This is a genomic window from Levilactobacillus parabrevis (genome assembly GCF_044051715.1).
GTDB lineage: Bacteria > Bacillota > Bacilli > Lactobacillales > Lactobacillaceae > Levilactobacillus > Levilactobacillus parabrevis.
The window spans coordinates 677,066-703,979 of the sequence record NZ_CP168688.1; the positions used below are offsets into that span (position 1 = coordinate 677,066).

At 49.9% G+C, this 26,914-nt stretch carries 30 protein-coding genes and 1 tRNA gene; 24 read left to right on the forward strand and 7 right to left on the reverse strand.

What is annotated here, in order from left to right:
• Positions 1–367: 367 nt before the first annotated feature.
• Positions 368–1,351 (forward strand): choloylglycine hydrolase family protein, encoded by a 984-nt coding sequence (locus tag ACEPSU_RS03265; RefSeq protein ID WP_395322809.1) that lies wholly within the window; start codon positions 368–370, stop codon positions 1,349–1,351.
• A 12-nt stretch (positions 1,352–1,363) separates the two neighbouring features.
• Entirely contained in the window at positions 1,364–1,810 is a 447-nt protein-coding gene (locus tag ACEPSU_RS03270; RefSeq protein WP_395322810.1) for a GNAT family N-acetyltransferase, read from the forward strand.
• 57 nt (positions 1,811–1,867) lie between these two features.
• On the opposite strand, the gene ACEPSU_RS03275 is transcribed toward ACEPSU_RS03270, so the two are convergent.
• The gene (locus ACEPSU_RS03275; RefSeq protein ID WP_395322811.1) at positions 1,868–4,117 is read right to left on the reverse strand and encodes a glycoside hydrolase family 3 C-terminal domain-containing protein; all 2,250 of its coding nucleotides are present in this window, start codon (positions 4,115–4,117) and stop codon (positions 1,868–1,870) included.
• Positions 4,118–4,533: 416 nt separating this feature from the next.
• Here ACEPSU_RS03275 and ACEPSU_RS03280 point away from each other — a divergent pair, with 416 nt between their 5' ends.
• The 7 genes from ACEPSU_RS03280 (at position 4,534) to ACEPSU_RS03310 (ending at position 12,191) form a co-directional block, all read left to right on the forward strand.
• Positions 4,534–6,174, forward strand: a complete 1,641-nt coding sequence (locus ACEPSU_RS03280; RefSeq protein WP_395322812.1) for a peptide ABC transporter substrate-binding protein — start codon at positions 4,534–4,536, stop codon at positions 6,172–6,174.
• 414 nt (positions 6,175–6,588) lie between these two features.
• Positions 6,589–7,137 carry a DNA-3-methyladenine glycosylase I gene (locus ACEPSU_RS03285; RefSeq protein ID WP_395322813.1) on the forward strand — a complete coding sequence of 183 codons (549 nt, stop codon included), beginning with the start codon at positions 6,589–6,591 and terminating at the stop codon, positions 7,135–7,137.
• A 515-nt stretch (positions 7,138–7,652) separates the two neighbouring features.
• Entirely contained in the window at positions 7,653–8,468 is an 816-nt protein-coding gene (locus tag ACEPSU_RS03290; protein WP_020089393.1) for a MetQ/NlpA family ABC transporter substrate-binding protein, read from the forward strand.
• Positions 8,469–8,669: 201 nt separating this feature from the next.
• On the forward strand, positions 8,670–9,731 hold the full coding sequence (locus tag ACEPSU_RS03295; RefSeq protein ID WP_395322814.1) for a methionine ABC transporter ATP-binding protein: 1,062 nt from the start codon (positions 8,670–8,672) through the stop codon (positions 9,729–9,731).
• Between the two features lie 39 nt (positions 9,732–9,770).
• The gene (locus ACEPSU_RS03300; RefSeq protein WP_191980178.1) at positions 9,771–10,415 is read left to right on the forward strand and encodes a methionine ABC transporter permease; all 645 of its coding nucleotides are present in this window, start codon (positions 9,771–9,773) and stop codon (positions 10,413–10,415) included.
• Between the two features lie 158 nt (positions 10,416–10,573).
• Positions 10,574–11,545, forward strand: coding sequence for a DMT family transporter (locus ACEPSU_RS03305; RefSeq protein WP_260338491.1), 972 nt, complete (start codon positions 10,574–10,576; stop codon positions 11,543–11,545).
• A gap of 22 nt (positions 11,546–11,567) precedes the next feature.
• A complete protein-coding gene (locus ACEPSU_RS03310; protein ID WP_020089389.1) occupies positions 11,568–12,191 on the forward strand; it encodes a histidine phosphatase family protein in 624 nt (207 codons plus the stop codon).
• 60 nt (positions 12,192–12,251) lie between these two features.
• Here ACEPSU_RS03310 and ACEPSU_RS03315 read toward each other — a convergent pair whose 3' ends face one another.
• Positions 12,252–12,467 (reverse strand): hypothetical protein, encoded by a 216-nt coding sequence (locus tag ACEPSU_RS03315; RefSeq protein ID WP_020089388.1) that lies wholly within the window; start codon positions 12,465–12,467, stop codon positions 12,252–12,254.
• 272 nt (positions 12,468–12,739) lie between these two features.
• A complete protein-coding gene (locus tag ACEPSU_RS03320) occupies positions 12,740–13,123 on the reverse strand; it encodes a glycine cleavage system protein H (protein ID WP_020089387.1) in 384 nt (127 codons plus the stop codon).
• A 503-nt stretch (positions 13,124–13,626) separates the two neighbouring features.
• Here ACEPSU_RS03320 and ACEPSU_RS03325 point away from each other — a divergent pair.
• Positions 13,627–14,661 carry a biotin/lipoate A/B protein ligase family protein gene (locus tag ACEPSU_RS03325; RefSeq protein ID WP_395323538.1) on the forward strand — a complete coding sequence of 345 codons (1,035 nt, stop codon included), beginning with the start codon at positions 13,627–13,629 and terminating at the stop codon, positions 14,659–14,661.
• Between the two features lies 1 nt (position 14,662).
• On the forward strand, positions 14,663–14,977 hold the full coding sequence (locus tag ACEPSU_RS03330; protein ID WP_020089384.1) for a hypothetical protein: 315 nt from the start codon (positions 14,663–14,665) through the stop codon (positions 14,975–14,977).
• Between the two features lie 35 nt (positions 14,978–15,012).
• Here ACEPSU_RS03330 and ACEPSU_RS03335 read toward each other — a convergent pair whose 3' ends face one another.
• Complete coding sequence (locus ACEPSU_RS03335; protein WP_395322816.1) at positions 15,013–16,563, reverse strand: peptide ABC transporter substrate-binding protein; 1,551 nt, start codon at positions 16,561–16,563, stop codon at positions 15,013–15,015.
• Positions 16,564–16,910: 347 nt separating this feature from the next.
• Here ACEPSU_RS03335 and mutY point away from each other — a divergent pair, with 347 nt between their 5' ends.
• The 5 genes from mutY (at position 16,911) to ACEPSU_RS03360 (ending at position 19,841) form a co-directional block, all read left to right on the forward strand.
• On the forward strand, positions 16,911–18,038 hold the full coding sequence (gene mutY / locus ACEPSU_RS03340) for an A/G-specific adenine glycosylase (protein ID WP_395322817.1): 1,128 nt from the start codon (positions 16,911–16,913) through the stop codon (positions 18,036–18,038).
• Positions 18,039–18,115: 77 nt separating this feature from the next.
• Positions 18,116–18,436: a hypothetical protein gene (locus ACEPSU_RS03345; protein WP_395322818.1), complete on the forward strand. Its 321-nt coding sequence runs from the start codon at positions 18,116–18,118 to the stop codon at positions 18,434–18,436.
• A gap of 11 nt (positions 18,437–18,447) precedes the next feature.
• On the forward strand, positions 18,448–19,056 hold the full coding sequence (locus ACEPSU_RS03350) for an alpha/beta hydrolase (protein ID WP_395322819.1): 609 nt from the start codon (positions 18,448–18,450) through the stop codon (positions 19,054–19,056).
• Positions 19,057–19,249: 193 nt separating this feature from the next.
• A complete protein-coding gene (locus tag ACEPSU_RS03355; protein ID WP_011668621.1) occupies positions 19,250–19,453 on the forward strand; it encodes a cold-shock protein in 204 nt (67 codons plus the stop codon).
• A 148-nt stretch (positions 19,454–19,601) separates the two neighbouring features.
• Positions 19,602–19,841 (forward strand): cytochrome b5 domain-containing protein, encoded by a 240-nt coding sequence (locus ACEPSU_RS03360; protein ID WP_395322820.1) that lies wholly within the window; start codon positions 19,602–19,604, stop codon positions 19,839–19,841.
• A 79-nt stretch (positions 19,842–19,920) separates the two neighbouring features.
• On the opposite strand, the gene ACEPSU_RS03365 is transcribed toward ACEPSU_RS03360, so the two are convergent.
• Positions 19,921–19,994 (reverse strand) — tRNA-Arg (locus ACEPSU_RS03365).
• Positions 19,995–20,135: 141 nt separating this feature from the next.
• Between ACEPSU_RS03365 and ACEPSU_RS03370 the strand changes: the two genes are divergently transcribed.
• The 5 genes from ACEPSU_RS03370 (at position 20,136) to ACEPSU_RS03390 (ending at position 22,350) form a co-directional block, all read left to right on the forward strand.
• Entirely contained in the window at positions 20,136–20,441 is a 306-nt protein-coding gene (locus tag ACEPSU_RS03370; protein WP_395322821.1) for a hypothetical protein, read from the forward strand.
• A gap of 120 nt (positions 20,442–20,561) precedes the next feature.
• The gene (locus tag ACEPSU_RS03375; protein WP_020089789.1) at positions 20,562–20,714 is read left to right on the forward strand and encodes a hypothetical protein; all 153 of its coding nucleotides are present in this window, start codon (positions 20,562–20,564) and stop codon (positions 20,712–20,714) included.
• Between the two features lie 108 nt (positions 20,715–20,822).
• The gene (locus ACEPSU_RS03380; RefSeq protein ID WP_395361593.1) at positions 20,823–21,545 is read left to right on the forward strand and encodes an NAD(P)H-dependent oxidoreductase; all 723 of its coding nucleotides are present in this window, start codon (positions 20,823–20,825) and stop codon (positions 21,543–21,545) included.
• Positions 21,538–21,717 (forward strand): hypothetical protein, encoded by a 180-nt coding sequence (locus tag ACEPSU_RS03385; protein WP_020089787.1) that lies wholly within the window; start codon positions 21,538–21,540, stop codon positions 21,715–21,717. Before ACEPSU_RS03380 ends, ACEPSU_RS03385 begins: the two co-directional genes overlap by 8 nt.
• Before the next feature lie 171 nt (positions 21,718–21,888).
• Positions 21,889–22,350 (forward strand): hypothetical protein, encoded by a 462-nt coding sequence (locus ACEPSU_RS03390; protein WP_395322823.1) that lies wholly within the window; start codon positions 21,889–21,891, stop codon positions 22,348–22,350.
• A gap of 63 nt (positions 22,351–22,413) precedes the next feature.
• Here ACEPSU_RS03390 and thiD read toward each other — a convergent pair whose 3' ends face one another.
• Positions 22,414–23,232 (reverse strand): bifunctional hydroxymethylpyrimidine kinase/phosphomethylpyrimidine kinase, encoded by an 819-nt coding sequence (gene thiD / locus ACEPSU_RS03395; protein WP_395322824.1) that lies wholly within the window; start codon positions 23,230–23,232, stop codon positions 22,414–22,416.
• A gap of 251 nt (positions 23,233–23,483) precedes the next feature.
• On the opposite strand from thiD, the gene ACEPSU_RS03400 reads away from it, so the two are divergent.
• Both ACEPSU_RS03400 and codA read left to right on the forward strand, forming a co-directional pair.
• A complete protein-coding gene (locus ACEPSU_RS03400; protein WP_395322825.1) occupies positions 23,484–23,780 on the forward strand; it encodes a hypothetical protein in 297 nt (98 codons plus the stop codon).
• A 38-nt stretch (positions 23,781–23,818) separates the two neighbouring features.
• The gene (codA, locus tag ACEPSU_RS03405; protein WP_020089783.1) at positions 23,819–25,054 is read left to right on the forward strand and encodes a cytosine deaminase; all 1,236 of its coding nucleotides are present in this window, start codon (positions 23,819–23,821) and stop codon (positions 25,052–25,054) included.
• A 143-nt stretch (positions 25,055–25,197) separates the two neighbouring features.
• On the opposite strand, the gene ACEPSU_RS03410 is transcribed toward codA, so the two are convergent.
• Positions 25,198–25,677, reverse strand: a complete 480-nt coding sequence (locus ACEPSU_RS03410; protein ID WP_020089782.1) for a hypothetical protein — start codon at positions 25,675–25,677, stop codon at positions 25,198–25,200.
• A gap of 278 nt (positions 25,678–25,955) precedes the next feature.
• Here ACEPSU_RS03410 and ACEPSU_RS03415 point away from each other — a divergent pair, with 278 nt between their 5' ends.
• Entirely contained in the window at positions 25,956–26,852 is an 897-nt protein-coding gene (locus tag ACEPSU_RS03415; RefSeq protein WP_395322826.1) for a ribonuclease H family protein, read from the forward strand.
• Positions 26,853–26,914: the final 62 nt, after the last annotated feature.

Genomic DNA, 26,914 nt, shown 5'->3' on the forward strand with positions numbered 1-26,914 from the left:
TTATGGTGGCGTAATCGGGACGATGGTTCTGAGAATGAAGTCAATCGTTAGTCCCTTGGGGGTCGCGGAATTCTGGCTGGCATACTTTCCACGCTAAGGATACCTGAGGACTCAGGGGATAGATACCGGAGAACCGTGAGATGTCTGGAAAATGCCTAGTTTTCCTGGTGAACTTCTGTTAGTAAGCTAATTTTGGTGGGTAAAGGTTTTAGCTGAATATGGTTCTAGGCTTAAACCGTTAAACGGCGGTATGACGCGATTTATCGCGATTTAATAAAATCAGTTATATAATTAACGATTATCCGTGCACAATGTCTAATTTAGGTTTAGAATAATGGATAACTAAATTAGAAACGGGATGATTTTGATGTGTACGAGTTTAACCTATGAAAATAGCCAAGGTGATCACTTCCTAGCGCGGACCATGGATTTTGGCTTCGAGTTGGGTGGTCAACCAATCTTTATGCCACGGCAACAGAAGATTCAAGGAGACGCGGGAGAATTCACCACAAAGTACGGCTTCGTAGGTGCCGGTCGGAATCTGAGTCATTATATCTTCGTGGACGGCGTTAATGAATACGGGTTAGGTGCCGCTGCACTGTACTTTTCCGATTACGCTAAGTATGCTGAAAAAGCCCCAGCCGACAAGCTGGGTATTGCGCCCCATGACTTGACAGCTTGGGTGTTGGGCAATGCAAAGAGTGTAGCTGATTTACGTGAATTGATTACGACCGTTCAAATCGTGGCTAAACCCGTTGCCTTGTTAGGTATCACGGTACCTCTGCACTTCATCTTCAGTGATCCGTCTGGGGACACGGCTGTTTTAGAAGCTACCGATCATGAGCTTAAACTGATTGAAGATCCCGTTGGGGTAATGGCCAACTCGCCGCAATTGAGCTGGCACTTGCAGAACCTGAGTACGTACGGTACCTTAGTTGCGGATACGCGGCCACTGCATGATTACCAAGGCTTTGGCTTAAAAACGGTTGGTCCAGGAACCGGGGCGTTTGGGATGCCTGGGGATTATACCTCACCATCTCGCTTTGTCCGGACCGTATTTAACAAACACTATAGCAAGCCTACTGCTGATACACCATCGACGATGAACCTGCTGCAACACTTACTGGATGGCGTCACGATTCCCAAAGGGGTTAAGCTTAAGCCGGATGGGAGTAGCGATTACACTCAGTATCGTGGTTACATGGGACTTAACGAACGTGCCTACTACATGGAGCCATACGATAATTTAGAATTACAACGTGTAGAAATTACGGATAAAATGTTGAGCGATTGGGATACACCTGTTGAGTATCCCCTGGAACACAGAAATCATATTAAGCATTTGAATTAAGTGGGTGGATGCATGTCAGCTTTTCAACAAAAGTCGTTTGAACAGTTAACAACGACAGAATTATTTGAAATTTACCGGGTGCGGGTGGCCGTTTTCGTTGTGGAACAAACCTGTGCCTATCAGGAGGTCGATGATCTCGATGTGCAGGCCCAGCATTTATTTACACAGGATGCGACCGGTGCCATTACGGCGTATGCCCGGTTGATAGATGAAGGCCAACAGGTCCGAATTGGTCGGGTGCTAGTGGCGCCAACCAATCGTGGAAACGGTGCAGGTCGCCAGTTAGTCAGCACCGCTATTGCGGCGGCGCAACGGACCTATCCGGCAGCCCAAGTCATCGTGATTCAGGCCCAGGCCTACTTGCAGAAATTCTATGCTTCGTTTGGGTTTCAACCTACGAGCGCCGTTTATTTAGATACCGGAATTCCGCACATTGACATGGTGTTGCCCTTAACTTAGTTAAAGCAAAAATGACCGTCATCCTCAATAGTTAGGATGACGGCCATTTTCATACAGTTAACGCGCGTTAGCAGCACGAATAAAGTCTTCAATTAAGTCGGCAGGAACGCCTTGAGCAATCAGTGCACGTAGTGGCATGTTAAGGAACATGCGGTCTTGCAGAATGGTTGGTGTGCCATCCGCATCCGTTGCGCCCAACAGGCTGGTACCCGCTTGGCTAGCTGGCGCAATCACTTTTTGCTTAAAGAGTTCGAGCAGGCGCGGATTCCACGCAACGTTAGTGAGATAGGTCTCATCCGTAATTGGTGCTGGCGAATTCTTGAAGTCCATGGTCAGCTTAGTCTGTAGGCGAATATCACGGGATGATTGGCCAATCATGATTTCGTAATCACCAGAATCGGCTTGCCACCGGTGTTTGCCTTGACGCCACCAGCTAAAGTCCTGACGCGTTAACTTCAGGGTAACTGGCTTAGTTTCGCCCGGTTCAACCGCGATTTTGGTAAATCCACGGAGTTCCTTCGTTGGCATCGGCGCGTGGGACGTGTGGTTCGCCACGTAAAGTTGGGGAACCGCTTGGCCCGCACAGTCACCGGTGTTGGTGACATCAAAAGTAACCGTTGCGCCGTGTTCACTCTGTTTGATGTTTAAGTTAGTAAATTCAAATTCAGTGTAGCTTAGGCCGTGGCCAAATGCATATAGGACGTGCATTTCATGGGTATCGTAGTACCGGTAGCCCATGAAGATTCCTTCCGAGTAGAGTTCGTGCCGGGGATCCTGCGCAAACGTTGGGGCCATTGGTGTATCGGTCAGACGAACGGGGAATGTTTCAGTCAAATGACCGGAAGGGTTGACAGCCCCCGTCAGAATATCCCAAGTGGCTTCACCCACGGCTTCACCAGCCAGGTAGGTTTCAACCACTGCCGCAACCGTATGAATCCAGGGCATCTCAACGGCAGAGCCATTTTGGAGGACAACGGTTGTATGTTCGTTTAATTTAGCCAGCGAACCGATTAAATCCGTTTGATTTTCGGGCAACAGAATTGAATTCTTGTCGAAGCCTTCTGATTCAGCCGCGGCTGGGTAACCGGCAAATACAATGACGTGGTCGGCATCCTTAGCGGCATCGAGCGCCGCTTGGGCCAGCTGGTCATCCGTTTCGCTTTCATCCAGGCGGTAACCAGGGTAGTAAGTCGCCTGTAAACCGGTATTCTGCAAGGCTTCCAGTGGAGTTACCAGTTTTGTTGGATTGACATGGGAGCTCCCGGAGCCTTGATAGCGGGGATGTTCGGCTAATTCACCAATCACGACGACCTTACCAGCCGTGGTCGATTTCAGTGGCAGTTCATTCTGGTGGTTCTTCAGGAGAATGATACTGTCATCGGCCAGCTTACGGGCGAAGTCGTGATGGGCCTGGTGATCGTAAGTGCCAGCAGTGTCTGCCGGACGCCACTTGTCGACCACGTGTAGCAGGTGACGGACAGCCTTGTTTAAGGTGCCGACATCCAGCTCGCCCGTTTGAACGGCCCGGATGATTTCATCAACCGAGGCTTGACCCTTTCCTGGCATTTCCAAGTCGAGGCTCGCCTTCAGTGCTTCCGCGTGATCAGCCACTGCGCCCCAGTCGGACATGATGGCACCATGGAAGCCCCATTCGTCACGTAAAATATCGCGCAACAGGTGCCGGTTTTGGGAATTCAAGACACCATTGGTCCGGTTATAGGAAGTCATGATAGTTGCCGGATAAGCAGCTTTGGTAATGATTTCAAAAGTCCGTAAATAAAGTTCACGAAGGGTCCGGGCTGACATATCACTGGAGGCCGTGAACCGTTGATTTTCCCGGTTATTGGCAACGAAGTGTTTGACCGAAACCCCGACGTGTTGGGATTGAACACCATCGACGTAGGCGCTTGCTAGTTTACCAGCAACCAGCGGATCTTCGGATAAGTACTCGAAGTTCCGACCACCCAAGGGGGACCGCTTCAAATTGACACCGGGTCCCAGCAACAGGCTCACTTGTTCTGCGCGAGCCTCCTCACCAAGATGTTCCCCCAATTGGCGCATCAGGGTAGTGTTCCAGGAACTGGCACTCAGCGCTGCGGCAGGATAGGTGATGGCTTGAACCGAATCCGTAATGTCGCCAGCCGAAGCCGTGGGTTTCTGTTTCCGTAACCCAGAAGGTCCGTCCGTCATCATCAGTGCCGGGATGCCTAAGCGATCCACGGCAGCGGTATACCAAAAGTTCTTGCCGGAGACCAGTGCGGCCTTCTCCGGTAACGTCAGTGCAGCAAGCGTTCGTTCGATGTCCATACGTTCAAATCCTTTCTACTAGTTCAACTACCACCAGTATACAGTTTTCCAGGGGGAGATGTTAGTGGCGAGTTTTTTCTTTTGACAAATCAGCAGAAGAAGGCTATCTTTAATCTTGTGCAATCCAATTCGATTACAAAAAGTTAGGAGGGAAAATCACGATGCTAGTAAACGCCAACCAACAACAAATGATGTTAGCCGCATGTTGCCAATGTAACGTGCTTGTTTGTGTTGCGTTTAATCGTGATTTTCCGGTTAACCAGTAGACCTACATAACGACGACAACAGCGATTGTTGTCACTGTAGGCGGGTTTCCCATCACGATTATGTGAGGGAGACCCGCCTTTTTCTGCACTTAAATACGAATTTGGGGATTGCACACCACTAAATTTGAGGAAAAGGGAGCTATGAATTTTATGAAAAAATGGACCAGCATCGGCTTAGTCGCCGCAGTGATTGTAATGGGATTGGGATTAGCTGCCTGCGGTCAATCGACAGCAACGACTAAGCCATCACAAACGTTAAAGTTACCCGCTACGGCTCAGCTCGACACCATCGACCTGGCCAAAGCTACCGGGTATGGTCAGACGGGGAATGTCTTTGAAAGCTTCTATCGGCTCGGTAAGAATGGGAAGGTTGCACCGGGTTTGGCGGATTCTGCCAAAGTTTCCAAGGATAAAAAAACGTGGACCTTCCACATCCGTGACAACGCCAAGTGGAGTAACGGCGATAAGATTACCGCACAGGACTTTGTTTATTCTTGGCGCCGGACGTTAACCCCAGCCACTAAGGCTTCTTACACGACCATGTTCTCCGGAATCAAGAACGGTGATAAGATCATTGCGGGCAAGGCTAATCCTGAGTCGATTGGGATTCACGCTAAAAATCAGCAGACCGTTGTGATTCAGTTGGACAAGCCGATTGCGTACTTCAAGATCCTGATGGCTTATCCGTTATTTGCCCCACAAAACGAGAAGGTTATCAATAAGTACGGCAAGAAATATGCCACGAAGTCACAGTACATGGTCTATAGTGGTCCCTTTAAGATCACCAACTGGAGTGGGACGGGGAATACCTGGTCATTCGTCAAGAACCACCAGTACTGGGACAAGAAGGTTGTTAAGCTTCAGAAGATCAATTACCAAGTGGTCACCAATCCACAGACCGGATTGAGCTTATATCAGAACAAGAAGCTTGATTTCGCACAGCTTTCAACGGAACAGGTGAAGAATTACAAGAACAATAGTGCCTTCAAGGAATACCCGTATTCCATCGTGATTCATCTGAAATATAACTTTAAGGATGCCAATCAGGAAAAGCGGCGAATCATGAATAACCGCAATATTCGGCAGGCCATTGCTCTCTCCATCAACCGTAGTCAGCTGACTAAGAAGGTGTTGGGGGATGGCTCCGTGACGCCAACTGGATTCGTTGCCAGTGGGTTAGCGAGTGATCCGAAGACTGGTGAAGACTTCGCCAAGCAGCAAACGGTCAAGAATGCCACGACTTATAACCCCAAGTTGGCTAAGCAGAAGTGGGCGGCCGGATTGAAGCAATTGGGGATCAAGAAAGTTAACTTGAATATCTTAGCCGGCAACGATGACGTTGCGGCCAGCACCGTGACGCAGTATCTGAAGAGTACGCTGGAAAAGAATCTGAGCGGTTTCAACTTGAAGATTGAAAACGTTCCAGCTTCCGTTGCCCAGTCGCGCTCAACCAGTGGGGACTTTGACCTCTACTTGTCTCACTGGGGTGCCGATTTCAATGACCCAATCTCCTTCTTACAGATTCCAGTCAGTTCAAATGCCTTGAACTACGGTAAGTGGTCCAACAAGCAGTATGATGCCCTGATCGATAAGGCTCAGGGTGCCGATGCCGGGAACGATGAGGCTCGGTGGCAAGACATGGTTCAGGCGTCCAAGCTGATCAATAAGGAACAGAGTTTTACGCCACTCTACCAGGCCAACTACGCCTACTTGCAGCGCTCAACAATCAAGGGCGTTATCCACAACACTGCCGGTACGCAGTGGAGTTACAAGTACGCTTATCTTAAATAGCTGGTAAGATTGCCATCATTGTAGGTATAGTGGGAAAATTTCAGTCAGCTGAAAGACTATCGGCTCATAGTTCTCTAGGAAATCGTCAGTGGTGGGCGCTGGATGGTTTTGAGGTAATTTCCCCAAACTAGCGAGTAGTGTCGCCGTATAGTTATCTCCCGTGAAGACCATTAATTCTGGACCAAACGCCAGAACTAATGGCCTTTTTTGGGACGTAAATGTTCAGAAAAGAAAAATGATAGATCAGATTAAGCAAATTCATGACGGATATAGTCTGGTGAAGAACATTGTCGTGAGGGATGAGAGCTATCTTGGGCGAAATCTCTGGCAGCCGCAGTCGACAATCAAAGTCAATCGCATCACAGCTAGTCTTCGTGTACAATGGATTTAGCAATGAAAGGGGGGCGGTTGACCATGACCATCAGTCCAAACGACGGCCGAGACTGGCACACAAATGGTGTACAGGAGTATCACAATTATTTCGGCACACCTACGCATGATGACCATGTTCTGTTCGAACTGCTCACGGTCGGTGTTTTCCAAGTGGGATTGAGCTGGCAGGCGGCGGCTAGCAAGCTACCGGTCTACCGGCGCGTCTTTGCTGGCATGGTAATTCCCGAAGTCGCTGCGATGATCGATGAACTGGCGATTCCGGAGATTGCTGCCGATGCTGAGATGATTGGCAATCAGCGTAAGATCCGCGCTGTTTTACGGAATGCGCGGGCCATCCTCAAGGTACAAGCGGAGTTTGGCAGTTTCAGCGCGTATCTGTGGGCTTTCGTTGACGGGACGCCGTATCTTTTGCCGGCAGTGACGCGTGACGAGCTGACTAATCAGTCGCCCATTGGTAGTGCCGTGGCTAAGGATTTAAAGCGGCGGGGGTTCAGCTTCGTCGGTCCGGTTGTGACCCACATGTTCCTGTTGGCCGCTGGCATCTTGCGGGAGCAAGTCATCGCGGATTAAGTGAAATTTGCGTGAGAGTTTCTGCTTGCCTGAAACCGATTAAAAAGCAGATGTGGCGGTGAAAGCCCGGTGGGACGGGACTCTTTATAAATAAATTTATTAAAGGTTTTCCTTGACACCGGATTAAAGTTGCATTAGACTTGCTATTAAATTAAGCGATTGAAAACAATGTGATCAGGAGAGTAACCACCGTCAATGGTTTCAAGAGAGCTCGCGTTTTGCTGAAAGCGAGTAACCCACGGCGGGGTGAAGATGGCCTGAAATGAATTGGTACCGCTAAGTCCTAGTGATGAAGTGGTAATGCTTGGCACTCATTATCGTGCACGCACTTTAAGGCGTAAGCTGGCGAGTGTTAATGAGGGGTCGGCATACGTCTGACTTGAATTAGAATGGTACCACGACAGAGTTCGTTTCTATTAATTTAGAAGCGGACTCTTTTCTTTTGGTCACCGTTTTCTCTCGCGACATTTAATCAAATTAATTAGAACTTATTTGTAAAAAAGGGGATATTGCATATGAAGAAATCATTTAAACGCTTTAGTTGGCTCTTGGTATTATTGATTCCACTGTTAATCGTCGCTGGCTGTGGTAAGTCCAGCAGTAGTTCCAGCAACAAAACCGTTAAAGTTGGGATCATGGGTTCTGACGAAAAGATCTGGAAACCCATCCAATCAAAGCTGAAGAAGCAAGGTATCAATATCAAATTGGTCACTTTCACCGATTACAACCAGCCTAACGCTGCGTTGACGAACCACGAAATTGACCTGAACTCCTTCCAACACACTTACTTCATGGATCAATGGAACAAGGCGCACAAGTCCAATATCGTTTCCATCGGTAAGACCGTCCGCGCACCACTACGGTTATACTCCAAGAAGGTTAAGAACGTTGCTGACATCAAGAAGGGTGACCAAATCACCATTCCCAACGATTCAACCAATGAAGGCCGGGCCTTACATTTACTGCAATCCGCTGGCTTGATCAAGGTGGATTCCAAGGTTGAATTACCAACGCCAAAGAACATCACGCAAAACAAGTTGAACTTGAAGATCACGGCCGTTGATGCTGCCCAAACGCCACGTTCATTGACCGATGCGACCGGAGCCGTTATCAACAACGAATTCGCTGCTGAAGCTAAGCTGCCAAACAACGAAACAATCTTTAAGGAAAAGATCAACAAGGCTTCCATTCCTTACATCAACATCATCGCTACCAACAAGTCTGACAAGAACAACAAGACCTACAAGAAGATCGTGAAGGCTTACCAGACCGAAGCAACGAAGAAGTTGTTGACGAAGTACTACCACGGTTTGACCATTCCAGCTTGGTAAATAGAAGCGCATTGTAAAAGGCATCACGTTAATTTAAGCTAACCAACTAAACGTCGTTGATGACTGACGGGCACCGTGCTGTGCTGATGATGGTATCCTCACAGCAATGGTGCCTGAGCGCTATCGGTGATGACATTGGAAAATTAACTTATATAAGTAGAGAGAAAATTGCCAGCATAGGCGAGTAAGGAGAACGAAGATTTGACTAACGAAGCGATTATTAAGTTAAAAGATATCGACGTCACCTTCCATAATAAGGGGCAGACCGTTGAAGCCGTTAAAAAGGTTTCGCTAACGGTAGAGCGCGGCGACATCTACGGGGTCGTCGGGTATTCCGGCGCCGGTAAGAGTACGTTGGTGCGGGTGATTAACCGGCTCCAACGGCCGACTGCCGGTTCCGTAGAGGTCAGTGGTCAGGACATCTTGGCTTTGAATCCCCGCGAGCTACGGACTGCGCGGACGAAAATTGGGATGATCTTCCAACACTTTAACCTGATGGCTTCCCGGACGATTGCGGACAACGTTGGCTACCCCTTAAAGGGTCGGCTTGCCCACGATGAACGGAAGAAGAAGGTTGCTCACCTGTTGGACCTGGTTGGTCTGAGTGAAAAGGCCGAAGATTATCCTGCCCAACTTTCTGGTGGGCAAAAGCAACGGGTTGCTATCGCCAGAGCCTTGGCCAATGACCCGGAAATTCTGATCAGTGATGAAGCAACCAGTGCACTGGATCCCAAGACCACGTCATCCATTTTGGAATTACTGAAGCGGTTGAATAAGGAATTAGGCCTGACGGTTGTACTGATTACCCATGAAATGGAAGCTGTTAAGGAAATCTGTAACAAGGTTGCCGTCATGGAAGCTGGGGAAATCATTGAACGGGGTGATCTGGTCACGATTTTCAGTCGCCCAGAGAAGCCATTGACCCAGGACTTTATCAACACGGCCACGCAGATCAATCAGGCATTGGAAAAGATTTTCCGGCAAGCAGCGACCCTTAACCTCAGTGAGAGCCAGCAATTGGTTCAGCTGCAATATGTGGGTGCCAGCACCGACGCACCACTGATTACCGAGTTGTATAAGCGGTATGGTGTGGTCTCGAACATCTTATATGGAAACGTTGAAATTCTGCAGGACACGCCACTGGGTAACTTGATTGTGGTGATGTCTGGTGAACCGGATAAGTTGGTTGCCGCTTGGCAATACTGTCAGGATGCCGGCATCAATATTACCCACTTGAACCCTAACGATTCGGAGGTGGCCTAAGTGAATTTATTAGCAAAATATTTTCCTAACGCGGTCACGATGAAGAGTGACTTCCTGCAGGCGACCGGTGAGACCCTCTACATGACCGCCATTACGGCGATTGTTGCGGGGATTATTGGGATGGCTATCGGGATTGGCCTGATTGTCACCCAGCCCGGTGGTATCTTGGAGAATCGCGTCGTTTATAACATTTTGGACAAGCTGGTCAACCTGTGTCGGTCGATTCCATTCGTTATCTTATTAGCCGTGATTGCACCGTTGACCCGGATCATCGTGGGGACGGCGATTGGGACGACCGCAGCCATCGTGCCGCTGGTCATTGGTTCCGCACCGTTTTATGCCCGTCAGATTCAAAATGCCTTGGCCGAAGTTGACCATGGGGTGGTCGAAGCTGCTGAGTCAGTTGGGTCCGGTCCGATTGCCATTATCTTTCGGGTTTACTTAAAGGAAGGATTGCCGGATATTATCCGTTCTTCCGTCCTAACGTTGATCAGTCTGATCGACTTGACCGCGATGGCTGGTGCCATCGGGGGTGGTGGTTTGGGTAACTTAGCAATCAATGTCGGCTACAGTCGGTTTGAAACCGATGTGACTGTCATGGCAATGCTAATTATCTTAGTTATCGTGTTTGCTATTCAATTAATTGGAGACTTGCTCGCTCGGCGTGTGGATCACACGGCTTAAGCAGGGCGTGTGGACGTGACGCGTTGCAAAGTCACGTCCACTTTTGTATTAGTGGATGAAGCGTCAGTAGGGGCAGAAAAAAAGTTGACCGCAATCGCTGTTTTTCGCCATTTTACCATCAAATTCTAATGAATATCGGTTAAAATTGGAGAATTATAATGCACGCCGTGAGTGTGAGAGAGAAAGGATTCACAGGTTTGAAAAATTCAGAGGTATCGACGGGGAACGTCATTAAGGGTATTTTCTGGGCCACCATTGCTTCAGCGATGTTCGGGGTGTCCGGAACAGTTTTGCAGTTTATTTCACAGGGGCAATCCATTCCGACCAATTGGTTCTTGTCAGCGCGAACGTTAGGCGCTGGGGTGGTGCTGCTCATGATTAGTTTTATCTTGTATGGCTGGAAAAAGACTTTTTCAGTCTTCAGTAGCTGGCGTGAGGTCGGCTGGCTAGTTGCCTACGCGGTTATTGGGCTGGGCGCGAACCTGTTAACTTTCTACATCGCGGTACAGACGGGGAATGCGGCTGCGGCGACGATCCTACAGTACTTGAGTCCACTGTTCATCGTCCTGGGTAGCCTGTTATTTAAGCATGATCGCCCACTGCGTAGTGACCTGATTGCTTTTACCATCGCGATGATTGGGGTCTTCCTGGCCATTACGCGTGGGAACTTATCTCAATTGGCAATTCCGTTCGATTCGTTATTATGGGGGATTGGTTCTGGGATTACCGCAGCCTGCTACGTGGTCCTGCCACGGCCGTTAGTGCGTGGCGGCCACTCACCAATCACCGTGTTGGGTTGGGGGACGTTTATCGCCGGAATTATCTTCAACCTGCATCAGCCAGTCTGGGTCAGCACGCCCCCACTGACTGGAACGCTGATTGCTTCGATGGCAACGGTCATCGTGTTTGGGACCATCGTGCCTTTCTCACTGATTCTCTACAGTACTCACTTTGCACCGTCCGATGTCATCAGTATCGTCGATGCCGTCCAGCCAGTGATGACCTTTATTCTGTCGATCATCTTCCTGGGTTTAGCCATCTCGGGTGCCGAAGTGCTGGGGTCAGTCTTGGTGATCGTTGCAATTTATTTACTCCAACGGGGTCGACGAAACACTGTGAAAGAGCTTTAATGGAGTAGGAAGTGACTAACAAATGACGACTTTCGATTGGGTACGCCACGGGCAGACTCAGGCCAACGTGGATCAAATCATGCAAGGACAATTGGATACGACGGCCACTCACTTAACGGTGCGCGGTCTTCAACAGGCGGAACATCTCGCCCAGTGGCTGCAAGGTGAGCACTACGATCAGTTGATCAGTAGTCCACTTCACCGGACGCGCCAAACGACGGCGGCCCTCACAACCATGATGGCCCTAACACCATCGTTTGATGACCGATTGATGGAAGCCGATTATGGGGACTGGACCGGCAAGAGTTTGCCAGTAATCAGTGAACAACGGCCACAGGATTTTGATGCGGTTACGGGTGAAGCACTGCCGGATGTCTTGGCGTCCATAGGCGGTGAGTCCTACCTGGCAATTCAGCACCGGGTTGGCCAATGGTTGGCCGAACAGGTCGTGGATCATCCCGCTGACCACATCCTGGTGGTTAGCCATGGCCTGACCATCAAGGCGACCGCGCTGTTGATGTTGGCGGCTCCGGCAACCACTGCGTTACCAGAACCAACTAATACCAGTGTGACGCGCATGGTGATTGATCCGGCAACGGGTCATCGCTATTTGAAATTCTATAGTGTGAGTCCCCAGTTAACTTAAAATAAGATAAAAAATAACCCCGCCAAATTGGCGAGGTTATTTTTAGGTTGAAACAGCCGGTTACTTCTTGAGGTTATCTTCAACGTAAGACCGAACATCAGCGTCGGACTTCGCATCGATTTCCTTCATTGAAGCTTCAGTTTCATCGGTGTTGTGACCATTGGATTCCATGAAGTGATCCCACAAAGCGTCACGAACAGGTAACGTTGCATCGGACCAGTCAAATACTTCGTTCATTTTTTCATCCAATAAAGCAGTCTTTTCTACAACAGCCATAACCATTACCTCCAAAAAAATTTTGGGGTCAGCGGATCTGTGATTGGCATGGGTACCACCGGCTTCAATTCTCATGGTAGTCCTTTAAATCGAAAATGGTAAATATTTTGTCTAAATGGATTCTGAGTGACCCCGCCGCAACACCTGTAGCAGGGGCGTTAACCTTGATGCCAAGCCGTTGGTAGTGGCCCTTATCGTTCGACTAAAAAAGGGGCGCAACCATTGGAAGTTTATTCTAACGGTCGCCCTCCTTCAAGGTGGTGTCGTTTGGATTAATCGAAATCAATTCGAATGTCTAAGACCCAGTTTTCCAATTGACGGTTGGAGTTGATGGCATCTGGGTTCTCAACGAGAAAGTGATTGACGTCTACAACGGTTCCTTCAAATGGTGTCTTGAAGTTTTGCACGGTCTTATCGCTTTCAACCTCGAGAATATCTTGGTCTTGATCGAGTACCTGATCGGGTTCGACAAGCAGCTCAGCAAAACTGATCTTACCGAGTTGTTGAATGGCATCGCTGGTGATCCCCAGGCGGTAGATGGCGTGCCGTTGTTCCCACCACACGCCGTTGAGTGTCGTTACTTTTGGTTCAGCTTTTTTGGGGTGAAAGAAGCTTTTGAATAGTTCCCAAACTGATGGCCTTTGTTGTTCAGGCATGGTAAATTCCTCCCTTAATCTCATTACGTTCTTTAGTATACCCTTATGCTGTAACCGCTGACAATATGTTCTTACCTAAGTTGTTGCTGACAGAGGGATATGCTAAACTAAAATCAAAATTACATTGGCGCTGTGGCGGATATTAGTTGGTTTGCGTACCTGTAGTGCCAGTCAATTGTTGTCAATAGGTTATAGTAAGAATTAAAATGGTAATCTGGTATATACGCTAATGCCCCTTCTAAGGTTATGGTTGAAAACTAGATTAGTCGGAGGAGGCCAGGGATGGCGCTAGCCGTGACGACGGTGTTAGACCGGGCGGTTGGTTTTTCCCGGTCTTACAGCGTGGGACGTGTTTGGAAACTCGCCTGAATCTGGCGAGGTTTCAAACCGAGCCGGAAGCCCGTTCTTTGGCTGCAGGCGGTCCCCACAGCAGCAGAATCCCTGGCAGCCGTAGACGACAGTTTAAATCTAACATTTGGAATTAAATCAAGGAGGGTTCACCTATGTTTCTAATTGATACGAACCGGCAAGGCCAAGTGGTGACCGATGCCGTGGTCAACCAATCCATCGATAATTACCTGGTCAACGACCTCAAGCTTCCCGGTCACGGCCTGATGATGTACGTTAATCGCCCGGCCGTCATTGTTGGGATTAACCAAAATGTCACGGCCGAGGTGGACTTCCACTACTTGGCTAAGCACGACGTTCAACTGGTACGGCGGACCTCTGGTGGGGGAGCTGTCTATCACGATGAACGAAACTTGATCTTTGAACACATCGTCAATGGCGATCCCCAAGATGGGTCACAATTTGGGGACTATGCTGGGTTTGCGGCTCCAATTTTAAAAGCACTGGCGGCCATGGGCGTGCCCGACTTGGCGGTCAGCCAGAAGAGTAATCTGGTTGTCGGTGATAAGAAGTTTTCCGGGATGACTATGTTTAAAAATGGCGATGGCTATGCGGCTGGTGGGACGATCATGTACGATTTGAACGTGGCGGCTGCCCATCAGGCGTTGATTCCGGTCAGTGAGCGGCGTCACCGGGGTGTGGCTTCCAACCGCGTGCCCATCACCAATCTGCGGCAATATTTGGCGCCAGCGTATCAGAACTTGGATATTCAAGATTTTAAGACGGTGCTCCTTCAACACATCTTCGAAGTTGATCGATTGGACGAGGTGGAAACGTATCACCTATCCGCGCACGATTGGGAGATTATCGATCAACGGCTAGCGGAGAAGTATCAAACGGACGCCTGGAATTATGGGGCTAATCCGGGTTTACGGGCCTATCACCGACTGACGCTCGCCGCGGGGCAACTGCACGTGAACTATACGCGCCATGCCGGTGAACTCCGCTCAGTCGCGTTATTTGGCACGGTTGGCACGCCAGCAGAATTGCTGGCCATTGCAGATCAACTGACGGGGCAGCCAGCAACGACCGCGGCAATTCAGGCAATCTTGCAGCAACCGGCTGTGACCGCTGTATTAGGGGCGGATGCGGTCGCGCCGTTGACCAAAATTCTAGTAGAAGAGGCATAGCATGAAGGCAAAGTACGAAGTGAATCAATACGTCGGGGTCCCGGTGGCGGCCAACGCTTCCGGCAAGTATGAAATCAAGCGCGAACCCGATGGGGACTTCAAGCTCCATTCGTGGCGTACGGGCCGACACAGTAAGGGCAAGTACCGCGGTGTGGGTCAGATATTTTTAACAGAGAACAACTTGAAAGTTGCCGTGGTGGCGGCCTATCCCGTTCCATATAAGGAGCGGCATGGCTACACCCCGATGGCGCGGCTGACCAGTGAATTTGTCGGGGAAGACGTGTTGGCAACTGCTCAGGAACAATTGAAAGCGTAAAAAATGCGGCCAAATAGGTCGCATTTTTTCTTAGACTATTTTACAAAGTAAGCACTCTTAAAATTGGACTGCGTGCCAATCGTGTTGTAGAGGACCCCGTTGAGCTTGGGAGCAACCAAGTAGGTGCTAGCAGGCTGTAGGAGTGGCGTAATCCCCTGGTCGCGCATCAGCAAGCCCTCGGCATCCAGTAGTGTCTGCCACCGCTTAGAATTGAAGGTAGGGGCGTTGCTGGCTTGGTCGATCAGTTGGTCGTAGGCCCTGCTGGACCAGTGACCCACGTTGGCGCTGTTGCTGCTGGTGAACAGGGATAGAATCGCTAATGGATCGGCGTACTGGGCCCGTTGCGTCGTTAAGGTGAGATCAGACGTCACGGGGACTGCACGCGCATTAAGCGCTGGCACGCGTTTCTTAAGGGTAATTGTGAGACCGGGCAAGGTGGCCTCCAGCTGGTGTTTGAGAGCCTTAGCTACTGCGGGGCTATTGGTGTCGGCCAGGTAGCCGAGCGATAGGTTCATGTGAGTCACGCCGGCTCGTTTACTGGCCGTCTGCCACTCCGCCTTGGCGGTCTTAGGGCTGTAAGCAAGTGTCTCTTGTTCGGGTTGTGCCGCGGCAAAGTCGGCGGTGCCCTTGAGGCCACGACTCAGGCCGGCCGGGACGACCCCCTGAGCGGTCAGTGAGGTATTACCATAAGCCTGCTTGACCAGGTGCTTGCGGTTGACGGCGTGTGAAATAGCCAATCGGGCAAGCTTTTGTTGGAGCAGGCGATTGACCTTGGAATCTCTTCCAGTTTGACGATAGTTGAGGAGCACCATTTTTGAGTAGGGCCGGGCAGTATAGTCGGCCTGTTTTTCGTAGTATTTAACATCGGACTTTCCAAGGATACGCATCTCGTCTAAGCGACCGTGATCGTAGGCGTCCCAAGCCGCCGCTTCTGACTTGTAGGTTACCACGTTGATCCGGGTGAGGTAGACGTGCTTGCGATCCCAATAATGGGGATTGGGAATCATGTGCCAACGTTGAATTGAGCTACCGTGATTGGCGACCATGAAGGGCCCCGCGTAGACTTGGTAGCGCGGCTTCGTGGCATAAAGTTTACCGTACTTTTTGGCGATACGCTGATTCTGTGGGCCGAAGAGGGGGTAGGCTAGCCGCTGTGGCAGCTCTGCCATGGGATGATCGAGGTGCACGACTAGCTTGAATCTGCTGGGAGCCGTGACGCCCAGTCGGCTTGCGGGTAACTCGCCGTCGAGAATCTGGCGGGCGTTCTTAATCCCATCGAAGAGATCGGCTTCGGGTGCCTTAGTTGTTGGCGTCAGAGCTCGCCGCCAGGAAAAGACGAAGTCAGGGGCGGTGATAACATCGCCGTTGCTCCAGTAGGAATCTTTCCAGAGGGTAAAGGTATAGGTCGTTTTATCGTTGCTGATCTTGACCTTTTTTGCAAGAGCGAGTTCAGTGTCGTTATTGCCAGTCGCTTGGTAAAGCCCTTCAATCGTATTGTTGAGCCGCCCAAACTGGGTAAGTTTATCTGTGTCCAGGGTGGTTAGGGGATGGTGGGAAGCGAGGTTTAAGACCTGATTCTGGGACATGACCCCCTTGCTGTCACTGGGCGTGTCCGTCTCGTGACTGATTGTGCAGCCACTTAGGACGCTGCAGATCGCTATAATAAGAAGTATTCCCCAACGTTTCACGATGTTTCCTCCGATTGTTAACCGATTTGGTTTCTTTATATGTAGTGACTATTGGTAATGGTCTAAGACCTATGAAGGTGAGGGCCCACAGAGTTCCTGACCACCGCTGACGAATCAAAGCCTAACCAATATTCTTCCCTGATAATAGGGGAGCAAGACTGGCACGTCAAGACTTAGTTGTGGGGAAGGCTTGTGAGGAGGCGAGGGATTCGCTAGAATAGGGAAAACGAGGACGGAGGGACACTATGGAAAAATGGTCAGCGGCAACGATCCGCGACTTTCGAAAAACATTATTGGCCTGGTATGACGATGAGGGGCGGGACTTGCCCTGGCGACACGGTCGCAATCCGTACCACACCTGGATTAGCGAGGTTATGCTCCAACAGACGCAGGTCAATACGGTGATTCCCTACTATCAGAACTTTCTAGCGACCTTTCCAACAATTGAAGATTTGGCGACTGCCGAGGAAGCCACGCTACTGAAGGCCTGGCAAGGTTTGGGTTACTATTCACGTGCTCGAAACTTACAGCGAGCGGCCCGGCAGCTGGTCGATGACTACCACGGGCAATGGCCCCAGACGGCCGCCGAGTTGGAAGACTTGGCGGGAATCGGTCCCTACACGGCCAGCGCGATTGCCAGCATCGCCTTTGATCAGGTCGTACCGGCGGTGGATGGTAACGCCTTTCGGGTGTTTGCTCGGCTACTCATGATCGATGACGATATTGCCAAACCCAAGACCCGGCAGCGTTTTACAGAGATCATTCAACCCATTGTCGATCCGCAGCGCCCGGGAGCCTTTAATCAAGCCATTATGGATCTGGGGTCGAGCTACATGACGGCTAAAAATCCTGACCCGGAACACTCACCGGTCAAGGCGTTCGATGCTTCTTATCGTGCGGGACGGGTGTTGGACTTTCCAGTGAAGACCAAGACCCCACGGCCCAAATTGATGCCGTACTATGGTCTCGTGATCCATTCACCAGCGGGTTATCTGATGGTTCAGCGTGGCGCACAGGAAATGTTGACCGGATACTGGAGCTTTCCACTGGTGTTGCAGGCAGATCTGCATCCGGAAAATCCGGACGCAACGCTCGCAGATGACGTGGCCGAGATTACGCGGCGGTGGGCCAATGACTATCAGATTCCAATCGATCTGGCTGTAGTTGGTGGGCAACCAGTCAGTCACACCTATACGCACCAACGCTGGCACGTGAAACTTTTGACGGCAGACTTACCAACCGTGCCGTCGCTCGAGTTTCTGCCTGGAAAATGGGTACCGGCGGCGGAGATCACGGCGCTACCTTTGCCTAAGGTTCAGGAAAAAATGATGGCACGCTTTGCCAAGCAGCAAGATTTACCGTTATTTGAATGAGAATTAGTTTCCGTCGGCCGTAATTTGCTGTATCATCTAGTTAAACTGAAAACGGATTCGCGAGGGAGTGACTGGTCGTGTCAACAATTTTTGATGTCTTAAAAACAGTTTCAGTAAATCACCAGGAAGTAGAGAGCCACCAGGTTGTGGTAACCAACGCTCAGGGTAAGCCCAATAGCTTATTGACGGACTTGTTGCGAGACTTAATTGATAATGCCTTATTGTTTGTTTCGTTAGCGGACATTAACTCGGCCGCAAACTTAATTACCCAGTTGAAGACGCACACACCGCTGCCTGACGACGTTTTAGCCGAGTACGGTAAGATTCTAAGCGAACCGTGTGATGGGCTTAATTTTGCCCCGCAGAAGGGTCAGATTGAGCTGATTGTTCGGCGCTAGGAGGCGGAGTCTTGACTGATGATTTAATTGAAACGGCACCGGGGGCCAATACTGAGCCGCCGGTGTTGTTGCTGCAAGGGACCGGGGGCACAAATACGGAAATGTTGAACTTTGGTCGCCGATTAGCCCCGCAGAGTCCACTAATTACGATTGCCGGTCGTAGTGGTGTCGGTGCGCAACGCCAATATTTTCAGCAGACGGCTGCGGGTCCGGTCGATCCACAGCAACTTATGACCGAATCAACGTGGCTATGCGAAAAAATAAAAATAATTTGTGCGCACCATCATTGGGATGTGAATCAGCTGATTACGGTGGGGTATTCTAACGGTGCGGCGATGGCTGCCTACGCGATTCGAACCGGAATTTTACCCGGGAAACGGGCCCTGTTGTTCCATCCACTGTGGTTGGCCGTGCCACAAAATAAGCAGCTTACGGACTACCAAATATGGCTCTCTGCCGGGCAGCGCGACCCGTTAGTGTCGGTTGCAACCGTTGAACAAGTTGCGGCGGATTGCCGCAAAAGTGGGGCGACGACGACCGTTTACCAAACCGGGGGGAGTCACATGCTGACCCCCCAAGAGGTTTTGGCCGCGAAAGAATGGTTATCGGAAAATAATTAGGGGCTTATTGCAAAATAGTTTAAAAATATCGGAGTTTGCATTTGCTATTCTGGGAAATACCTGTTATCCTATGGTTAATGTATTTATGGTTCGGAAGTTTTAAAGGCTCGACGTTCTTATAAGAATGGCTCCTTTTTACCCCAGCTTTCAAATGCAAATATTATTGCGCTATGCGCATGGAGGTTTCATTCTTATGGAACAAGGTACTGTTAAATGGTTCAACGCTGATAAAGGTTACGGCTTCATCACTTTGGAAAACGGCTCAGACGTTTTCGTTCACTTCTCCGCTATCAACAGCGAAGGCTTCAAGACGCTTGAAGAAGGCCAACACGTTTCCCTTGATGTAGAACAAGGCGACCGTGGCCCACAAGCTGCTAACGTATCAGTTGTCGACTAATTTATTAGCCTAAACTGAGTCGCAAAAAACACCAACTTCGGTTGGTGTTTTTTTATTGCGCTTTAGTTATCACCCGAAAGGCGAATTACTTGAGTTGTTAGGACGGTCAGTTTATGATGGGAGTAACTAATTAAGGTGGTGGTTTTACGTGAGTGAAAAAGTATTTGATCGCACGGAATTGGCCAAATTTGACGGTCAAAACGGGCAACCGGCCTACGTGGCGGTAGATGGCGTTGTTTATGACGTTTCTGATGTGGAAGCTTGGGCTGGTGGCAAGCATCATGGCAACCTAGCTGGTCAGGAATTGACCAGCGTAATCGATGGTCAGTCACCACACGGTCGGAAGGTTTTGAATAAGCTCCCCGTTGTGGGCCAGTATCACGACTAGGTTGTAACCTGATAGTCAAAAGCTGATAAAACCAAAAAAGAAGTTCTCACAGCGTTGTGAGAACTTCTTTGTATTTTGATGTCGCAAGAGAGATTCGAACCCTCGACCTACGGTTTAGAAGACCGTTGCTCTATCCAGCTGAGCTATTGCGACCTAATGGGTCTGGCGACCAACAACTTCTTAATTATAGAGAAGCCGTCGCGCCGTGTCAATTGTGGATTAACTGGTAGTCGCCAGTTGACAGTTACCCGGTGCCTCCAGTAGAGTGGAAGGTGTTTAGAGGGGGCGGAAATTATGCTAGTAGTTCACATCGTTGCAGAGATTGCGGTTTTCTTTTCCGCTATCTGTATTATTTATTATTTTTTTCAGATTACGCAGGCACAGGGGGATCGCCATCGCAATTTGGTGTACTGTTTATCAGCCATCATTGTTCTATTACTGGCGGCCCCGGCGGCTAACCTGTCACGGCAAAAGAATGTGAGCCCAACTGATCAGGTCTTCAATCAAGTTCGCAAGGTTCAGAAGAAACACCAGTCACAGCGCGAATCTCGGCAAAAAGAGTCCGTCCAGCAATCGTCTACCGGTACGACTAATAAGTGAACAATCTAAGCATAGGGTAAAAATATCAAGATTTTCTTATTTTCATAACAACATGCTTGCAATATTCCTGTAACATTTAGATAATATAACTGTAATCTAAAGTTGACGGGGGGAATTGCTATGTCTGCACTAGTTATTATTTTATTCATTATCATTTTGGCCGCGGTAGGTCAGCTGTATTTGAACAACCGGGAAACCTTCCGGAAGAACAGCAAGCATCTGGCTACCCGGGAAAATAAATTCCACGATGATTCTGATCGCCGCTTAAGTTAATTCAAGTCAACTGGTCGTTAGCGCTGCTGCTAAAGGCCTTTTCTTTTACCCTGATTTAGCAAGGCATGGGACGCAAAAATTCTGTAAAACTGTGCTAAAGTGGTTTTAGTGAAAAAACGTAAAGGAGTTGATGGTACGATGACTACGCTCGTCTTGGTCTCGCATCCCCAGTTGGCGGATTCAACCAGTCAACAATTTTTAAAGGAAAGTCTGCCCAGTGATGATGTTATCTGGGAGCATATCGAGGGGCAATCCACCCTGGATGTTACCAAAGAGCAGGATCAATTGCGGCATGCTGACCGAATTATTTTACAGTTTCCGCTGTACTGGTACGCGGCACCGGCGGGATTGAAGCAATGGGAAGACACGGTGCTGACGCGGACGTTTGTCTACGGTGATCATCGCTATCCGTTGGCCGGTAAGGAGTTGGGTATCGTGGTGACTACCGGCATGCCAGAACAAGCCTTCCAGCGAGGAGGCGCCGAGAACGTGACGTTAGATGCCGTTATGGCCCCGTTAGCGGCGTTAGCCCACCGAGCCAAGATGACCTGGCTGCCGACGTTTCCCATTTATCAATTCGGCTACCTTGAGGAACCGGAAAAGTTGCGGCTGGTCATCGACTACCAGCGGTACCTAATCCAGAAGCAACCAGACAGTTTAACCAATCGGCAGGAGTGGTTTGCTCACCGGCTGTTAGCTATGGTGGCGCAATTGCCGGCGGAACAGCAGACGGCTGGCAAATTGATTGCCAGTGTTTTCGATCAGAATCGGGCGCATCTCGACCAGTTGACGGACACTTTAGCCATGATTAAGGAGCAGGAAGATGACTGAACAATCAGCGTGGTTACGCCAACAGATCGACCAATTGGCTAACCAACAATCTAAGTTTACCGACCGGGCATTTTGGTTAGCGTTGAAGCAGGTCGTTGCCGAACAGGACCGACGCAGCGAACAACTCGGCGGTGAGGTCGATGGTCGGACGTGGCGACCGGATCGGTGGTAAGTGGCAGTCGATAGCAAGAAGCGAGGATACGGAGAAGGCAGTATCTTTTTTTCGGAATTTTCTAGTGCAGTCCACGTTAGCAATTGATTCTTCTCAGACTTAATATAGAATATGTCAAATCATAAGTCGGCGAAACTACCGGTATATATTGAATCGAAGGGACAGAGAGGAATGTCGATTAAACAGGTGTTGCTAGGTGCACTAACAGTGCTGGCAGTTGCTGGCACAACAGCAGTCTTGCCAACTGCTAGTGCTTCGGCTAAACGGACGGTTACGCCAGCGAACTTTCGTGGAACGTGGCAAGCACGGATTAGCAAAAAAGAGGTTCAAAAGGTCAAGATCACAAAATATTCCTTTAGCGTGAGCCAGTACAAGAATGGTAAAAAAGAGGAAGGTTCTTGGACCGTGGGCAACAAGAAGCGGAAGCACTCTAAGAACCCATTCAACGGAGTGCCACTTTACGTACATAAGGCCAAGAAGGGGTATACCTTCATTGGTGTCAAACGTCGTGGACAGTTGTGGCACCTGAAGCGTGTGACACACAAGAAAAAAGTATCCCTGCGCGATGACGGCTGGGAATATAAATCCTTTGGTGAGAAGCCAATCGTTCATTATTACTACCGTGTGAAGTAAGCGAAGTTAAAAAGCAGCTAGGCGTTCTCGTTTTGAGAACTGCCTAGCTGCTTTCATTATTTCTTACTTAAAATCGCGATCCATTGCTGCCCAGTGGTTAACTGGACCAAACTTGTGGCCGACTTCAATTGGTGAGCCAATCGCAGCGTTGACGAACTGCTTAGCAATTTCGATGGCCCGCTTCATTGGCGTCCCCTTGGCTAGTTCCGCGGTGATGCAGGCGGAGAGGGAGTCGCCGGTCCCGTTGACTCGGTCAGTCTCGTGGTAGGGTTCGCTCAACCAGAAGCTCTCGCCGGATTCCAGCAAGACAAAGTCCTTCACGACCTTCTGGGTGGGGTCGGCGTGACTGCCCTTGGCAATCACATTTTTGGCGCCCATTTCCTGAAGCTTGTGCGCGGCCGTTTCCATATCCGTATCGGTCGTAATTGACATTTCGGCAAGCTTTTCGACCTCGAAGAAGTTCGGCGTCAACACCGTTGCCAGTGGGATAAGTGCGGTGCGTAGCGTGTTGAAGGCACTCTCTTCCAGCAGCTGGTTGCCATGTTTGGTCATGATGACTGGATCGACCACCAGCGGACCGAAATCGGCGGCTTGGTAGTTTTTGACGACATCGTTGATTAACGCTGAGTCGGCAAGCATCCCAGTTTTAGATGCTCGGATGTGATAATCGTCCGCTAAATCCTTGAATTCTTGGTCGATGAAGTCGGTGGGCATCGGAACACTAGCGTGAATGCCGTAAGAGTTTCCGGCCACACAGGCGGTCATGACGGATGCACCGTAGACGCGCCGGGCAAAGAAGGTGTGCAGATCAGCCTGCATGCCGGCACTACCATCGCTATCGGAACCCGCGATGGTGAGGGCTTGTGGGTATGAATTTACCATGATTAAGTAACCTCCGCTGTCAGTATTATAGCTTCCAGCATAGCACAGACCATAGTGAAAAGACGACCGGGAAGTTTGATAAATATATTTGTTAGCGCAACGGCAACTTATAGTGGCTAGAGAGCAGTTGTCGCAATGTTCGTTGACCCCGCGAACGAGGTTGGTTTGCTCGCTAGTCTGAGGATGACCGCGTAAGTTAAAGTTAACGACAAGGATGTTGAGAAAAACAGTGGACAAGGGGATGACATCTAATGAGACGTGAACGATGGGTTGTGTTGGGGTGGAGTTTGATTGGCTTTATCGTGAGCTGGTATGCACTAATTGGCGCCGTTCAAACGGTTTACCGCTGGTTTCCCCACGAACCCGCGACTTTATTGTTCGGATTCGTCTTAACTGTGATAAGCTTAGTAGGGTTGGTTCGGTCCGCTAAAAAGGGTCCCTGGTGGTGCCTGGTTCCCGCTACGGTGAGCGTCATTGCCGTAGCTTTGGGGTTGGTTGCCGATAGTACGATTCTTTTGCTCGGACTAACTATTCCCGGTTTTTATTAAATTAAAGATGAAAAAGTGTAGGAGGTAGGTTAACGCGCATGTTAATTCAACAAGGTCTCATCGAAAACGCAACGCAACCACAGGATATTCGGATTGAGGACGGTAAATTTACTGCGATTGCCGATCATTTAACGGCTAAGGATAATGAACAGGTGATCGATGCACGGGGCAAATTAATTTTGCCACCGTTTGTTGATCCACACGTCCATTTGGACAGCACCATGACGGCAGGAGATCCCGAATGGAATCAGTCCGGGACGCTGTTTGATGGTATTCGGATCTGGTCCGAACGGAAGAAGACGTTGAGCATTGCTGATGTTAAGAGTCGTTCTCGGCAAGCGTTGGAATTGCAGGCGAGCCATGGGGTTCAGTTTGTTCGGTCCCACGTGGATGTAACTGACCCGAATCTGACTGCGCTGAAGGCCTTGATCCAGGTGCGTGACGAAGTGAAAGACTTTATCGAACTGCAGCTGGTAGCCTTCCCTCAAGAAGGTATTCTGTCATTCCCACACGGTAAAGAACTGATGGAACAGGCTGCCAAGCTGGGCGTCGACGTTATCGGGGCAATTCCACACTTTGAATTCACGCGTGAATACAGTGTAGAATCCCTCCATTTTGCCGTTGAATTAGCGCAAAAGTATGGCAAGCTGGTCGATGCGCACTGTGACGAGATCGATGACCCCGCTTCCCGTGGCTTGGAAACGTTAGCCACCTTGGCTTTGGAAACCGGCTTGGGTGACCAAGTGACGGCCAGCCACACCACGGCGATGGGTTCTTACAACAACGCTTATGCTTACAAGCTGATGCGCTTACTGCAGATGTCTCACATCAACATGATTTCTAACCCCCTGATCAATACCCACTTGGGCGGTCGGTTTGATACTTATCCTAAGCGTCGTGGCTTGACGCGGGTCAAGGAACTCAATGCAGCTGGGGTCAATGTGGCCTTCGGTGAAGATGATATCAAAGATCCTTGGTACCCAATGGGCGATGGGAACATGCTGGATGCCCTTCACATGGGAATCCACGTCACCCAGATGATGGGTTACGACGACATTAACGGTTCCTACAAGTTCGTCACGACGAACGGTGCCAAGGCTATGCACGTCGGCGACCATTACGGTATTGCCGAGGGGAAGCCCGCCAACTTGGTCATCATGAACAATGACAACTTCTATAACGCGCTGAACAAGCGCTCAGAGGTCCTGTACTCGATTCACCATGGTAAGATCATTGTTAAGACGGACCCCAAGCAGGTGCACTTAGACCTTTAGGGGCTTGAAGTGGTGCCTGTTGGCGCTTCTGGTTCTCAGTGGCGTCGCTAGCAGTCGCAGGCGATGCAAGAAATAACAAGAAAAATAAAAAAACACCAACGATAGTCGCAAAATGACTTTCGTTGGTGTTTTATGTAATGCCGCTATTTCTTAGCTTTAGCGTGCTTTACTTTTTTTACGGTCGTTACGGTTGCCGGTTTTGGCGTCGCAACGGGCTTCTTCTTTTCTTTGTGTTGGGCGCGGAGCTGATCCTTCAACACTTCAATCTCAGCGACGTGTTCTTCCTTCCAGCCTTGGTAGGTGCCGGCGGAGTCCGTGTCGTTGGGCTTCAATCCGGTGTTTAGCCAGAAGCAGGCCTCGGACAGACTTGGGAAGTTGTGAATCCACAAGGTCTGGCCGTTGTCGGAATCGAAGGCGACGTAGGAACGGAAATGTTTCTTTAAAAAAGTATGCCGCCGAATCTTAAAGGCCTCACGCTTACGGGTTAACCGATAGTCTGGTAAGATATATTGGCCGGAGGTGGCCAGCTGGGGAAAACGTTCGTCACGTTGTTCTCGCTGGTCCTTAAGCATCGCGCGGGCTTGGTCGACGGTAATAATGGACGCATGAATTGGATTCTTCATCAAAAACCCCCTTAAAAATTTGGGAAAATGAGTAAATTAGGACAGTCTCCGACCAATACTCACACCTACTAGGTTAGCATAATCTAAAAGTTATGGAAACAATTTACACTTTGAAATTATTGTTTTTTAAGGTTTGCGGCTGAGCAATTCGAGAAAAAAGTTTTCCCGGTCCTTATGATGTTGGCAACGGCTTCATAAGTCCTGTAATAGCGGATTTGGTCACATTGAGAAAATCTATGGTAAACTAATTTAGATTAGGTCGAAAGCGAGGAATGAATTTGGCACAGAAATACTATGCAGTCCGCCGTGGCCGTAAGCCCGGCGTCTACCGAACCTGGGCGGAAACACAGGCGCAGGTCACCGGTTATTCCGGGGCCCAATACAAGAGCTTTACGTCGGCGAGTGCCGCAGACGCCTTCATGCAAGGTCAGGCAACGTCGAGCACACCCAAGGCACACCACAAAGTACAACGGACGACAGCAGCGGCCCCCCAGAGTGGTTCTGCGGCGATTACCGTCTATACGGATGGTGGTTCCCGGAATACTGGGAATGTCGCTGGTGGGCACGTGAGAACCGGTGATAAGGCCGCTTGGGCTTACCGTATCGAGTTGCCGGATGATGTCGTGACCGGGTCCGATGGTGAGTTTGGGGCCAGCAATAATCGGATGGAGATCATGGCCTTTCGCAATGCGCTTCAGAAGTTAGCTGACTTGAACCAGAATCAGACCAGTATTGAATTTATCTTAGACTCGCGGTACGTGTTGAATGCCGTTACAGAAGGCTGGCTAGCTGGCTGGAAACGCCGCGGCTGGAAGCGTAGTGCGGGACCGTTAGCTAACGCCGAACTGTGGCAGGATGTTGATCGCCTATTACCTCAGTTTACACAGTTGAGCTACCAGTGGACCAAGGGGCACGCCACCAACCAGGGGAACGTGTTCGTGGACCATCTGCTGAACGAAACGATGGATGGGATGGGGCAGGAGCGCCATCACGCCGCGGTCAAACCAGCGGTGAAGCAACCGGCAAAGGCGACAACTTCACGCCCAGCAGCGCCAGTCAATCCGACAGCTGATGAACGGCCCAAAGCGGCGGCCTCACAGGCACCGTTGAAGCATACGACGGCGGAGCAGTCACTCGCTGACATCGCGAAAGGGCTACGCGACCTACCGTTTTAAAGTCATTAAGGGTATAATACCAGCTAGAGATAAAATGCGGTTCATCTAATCGAAGAGACTAG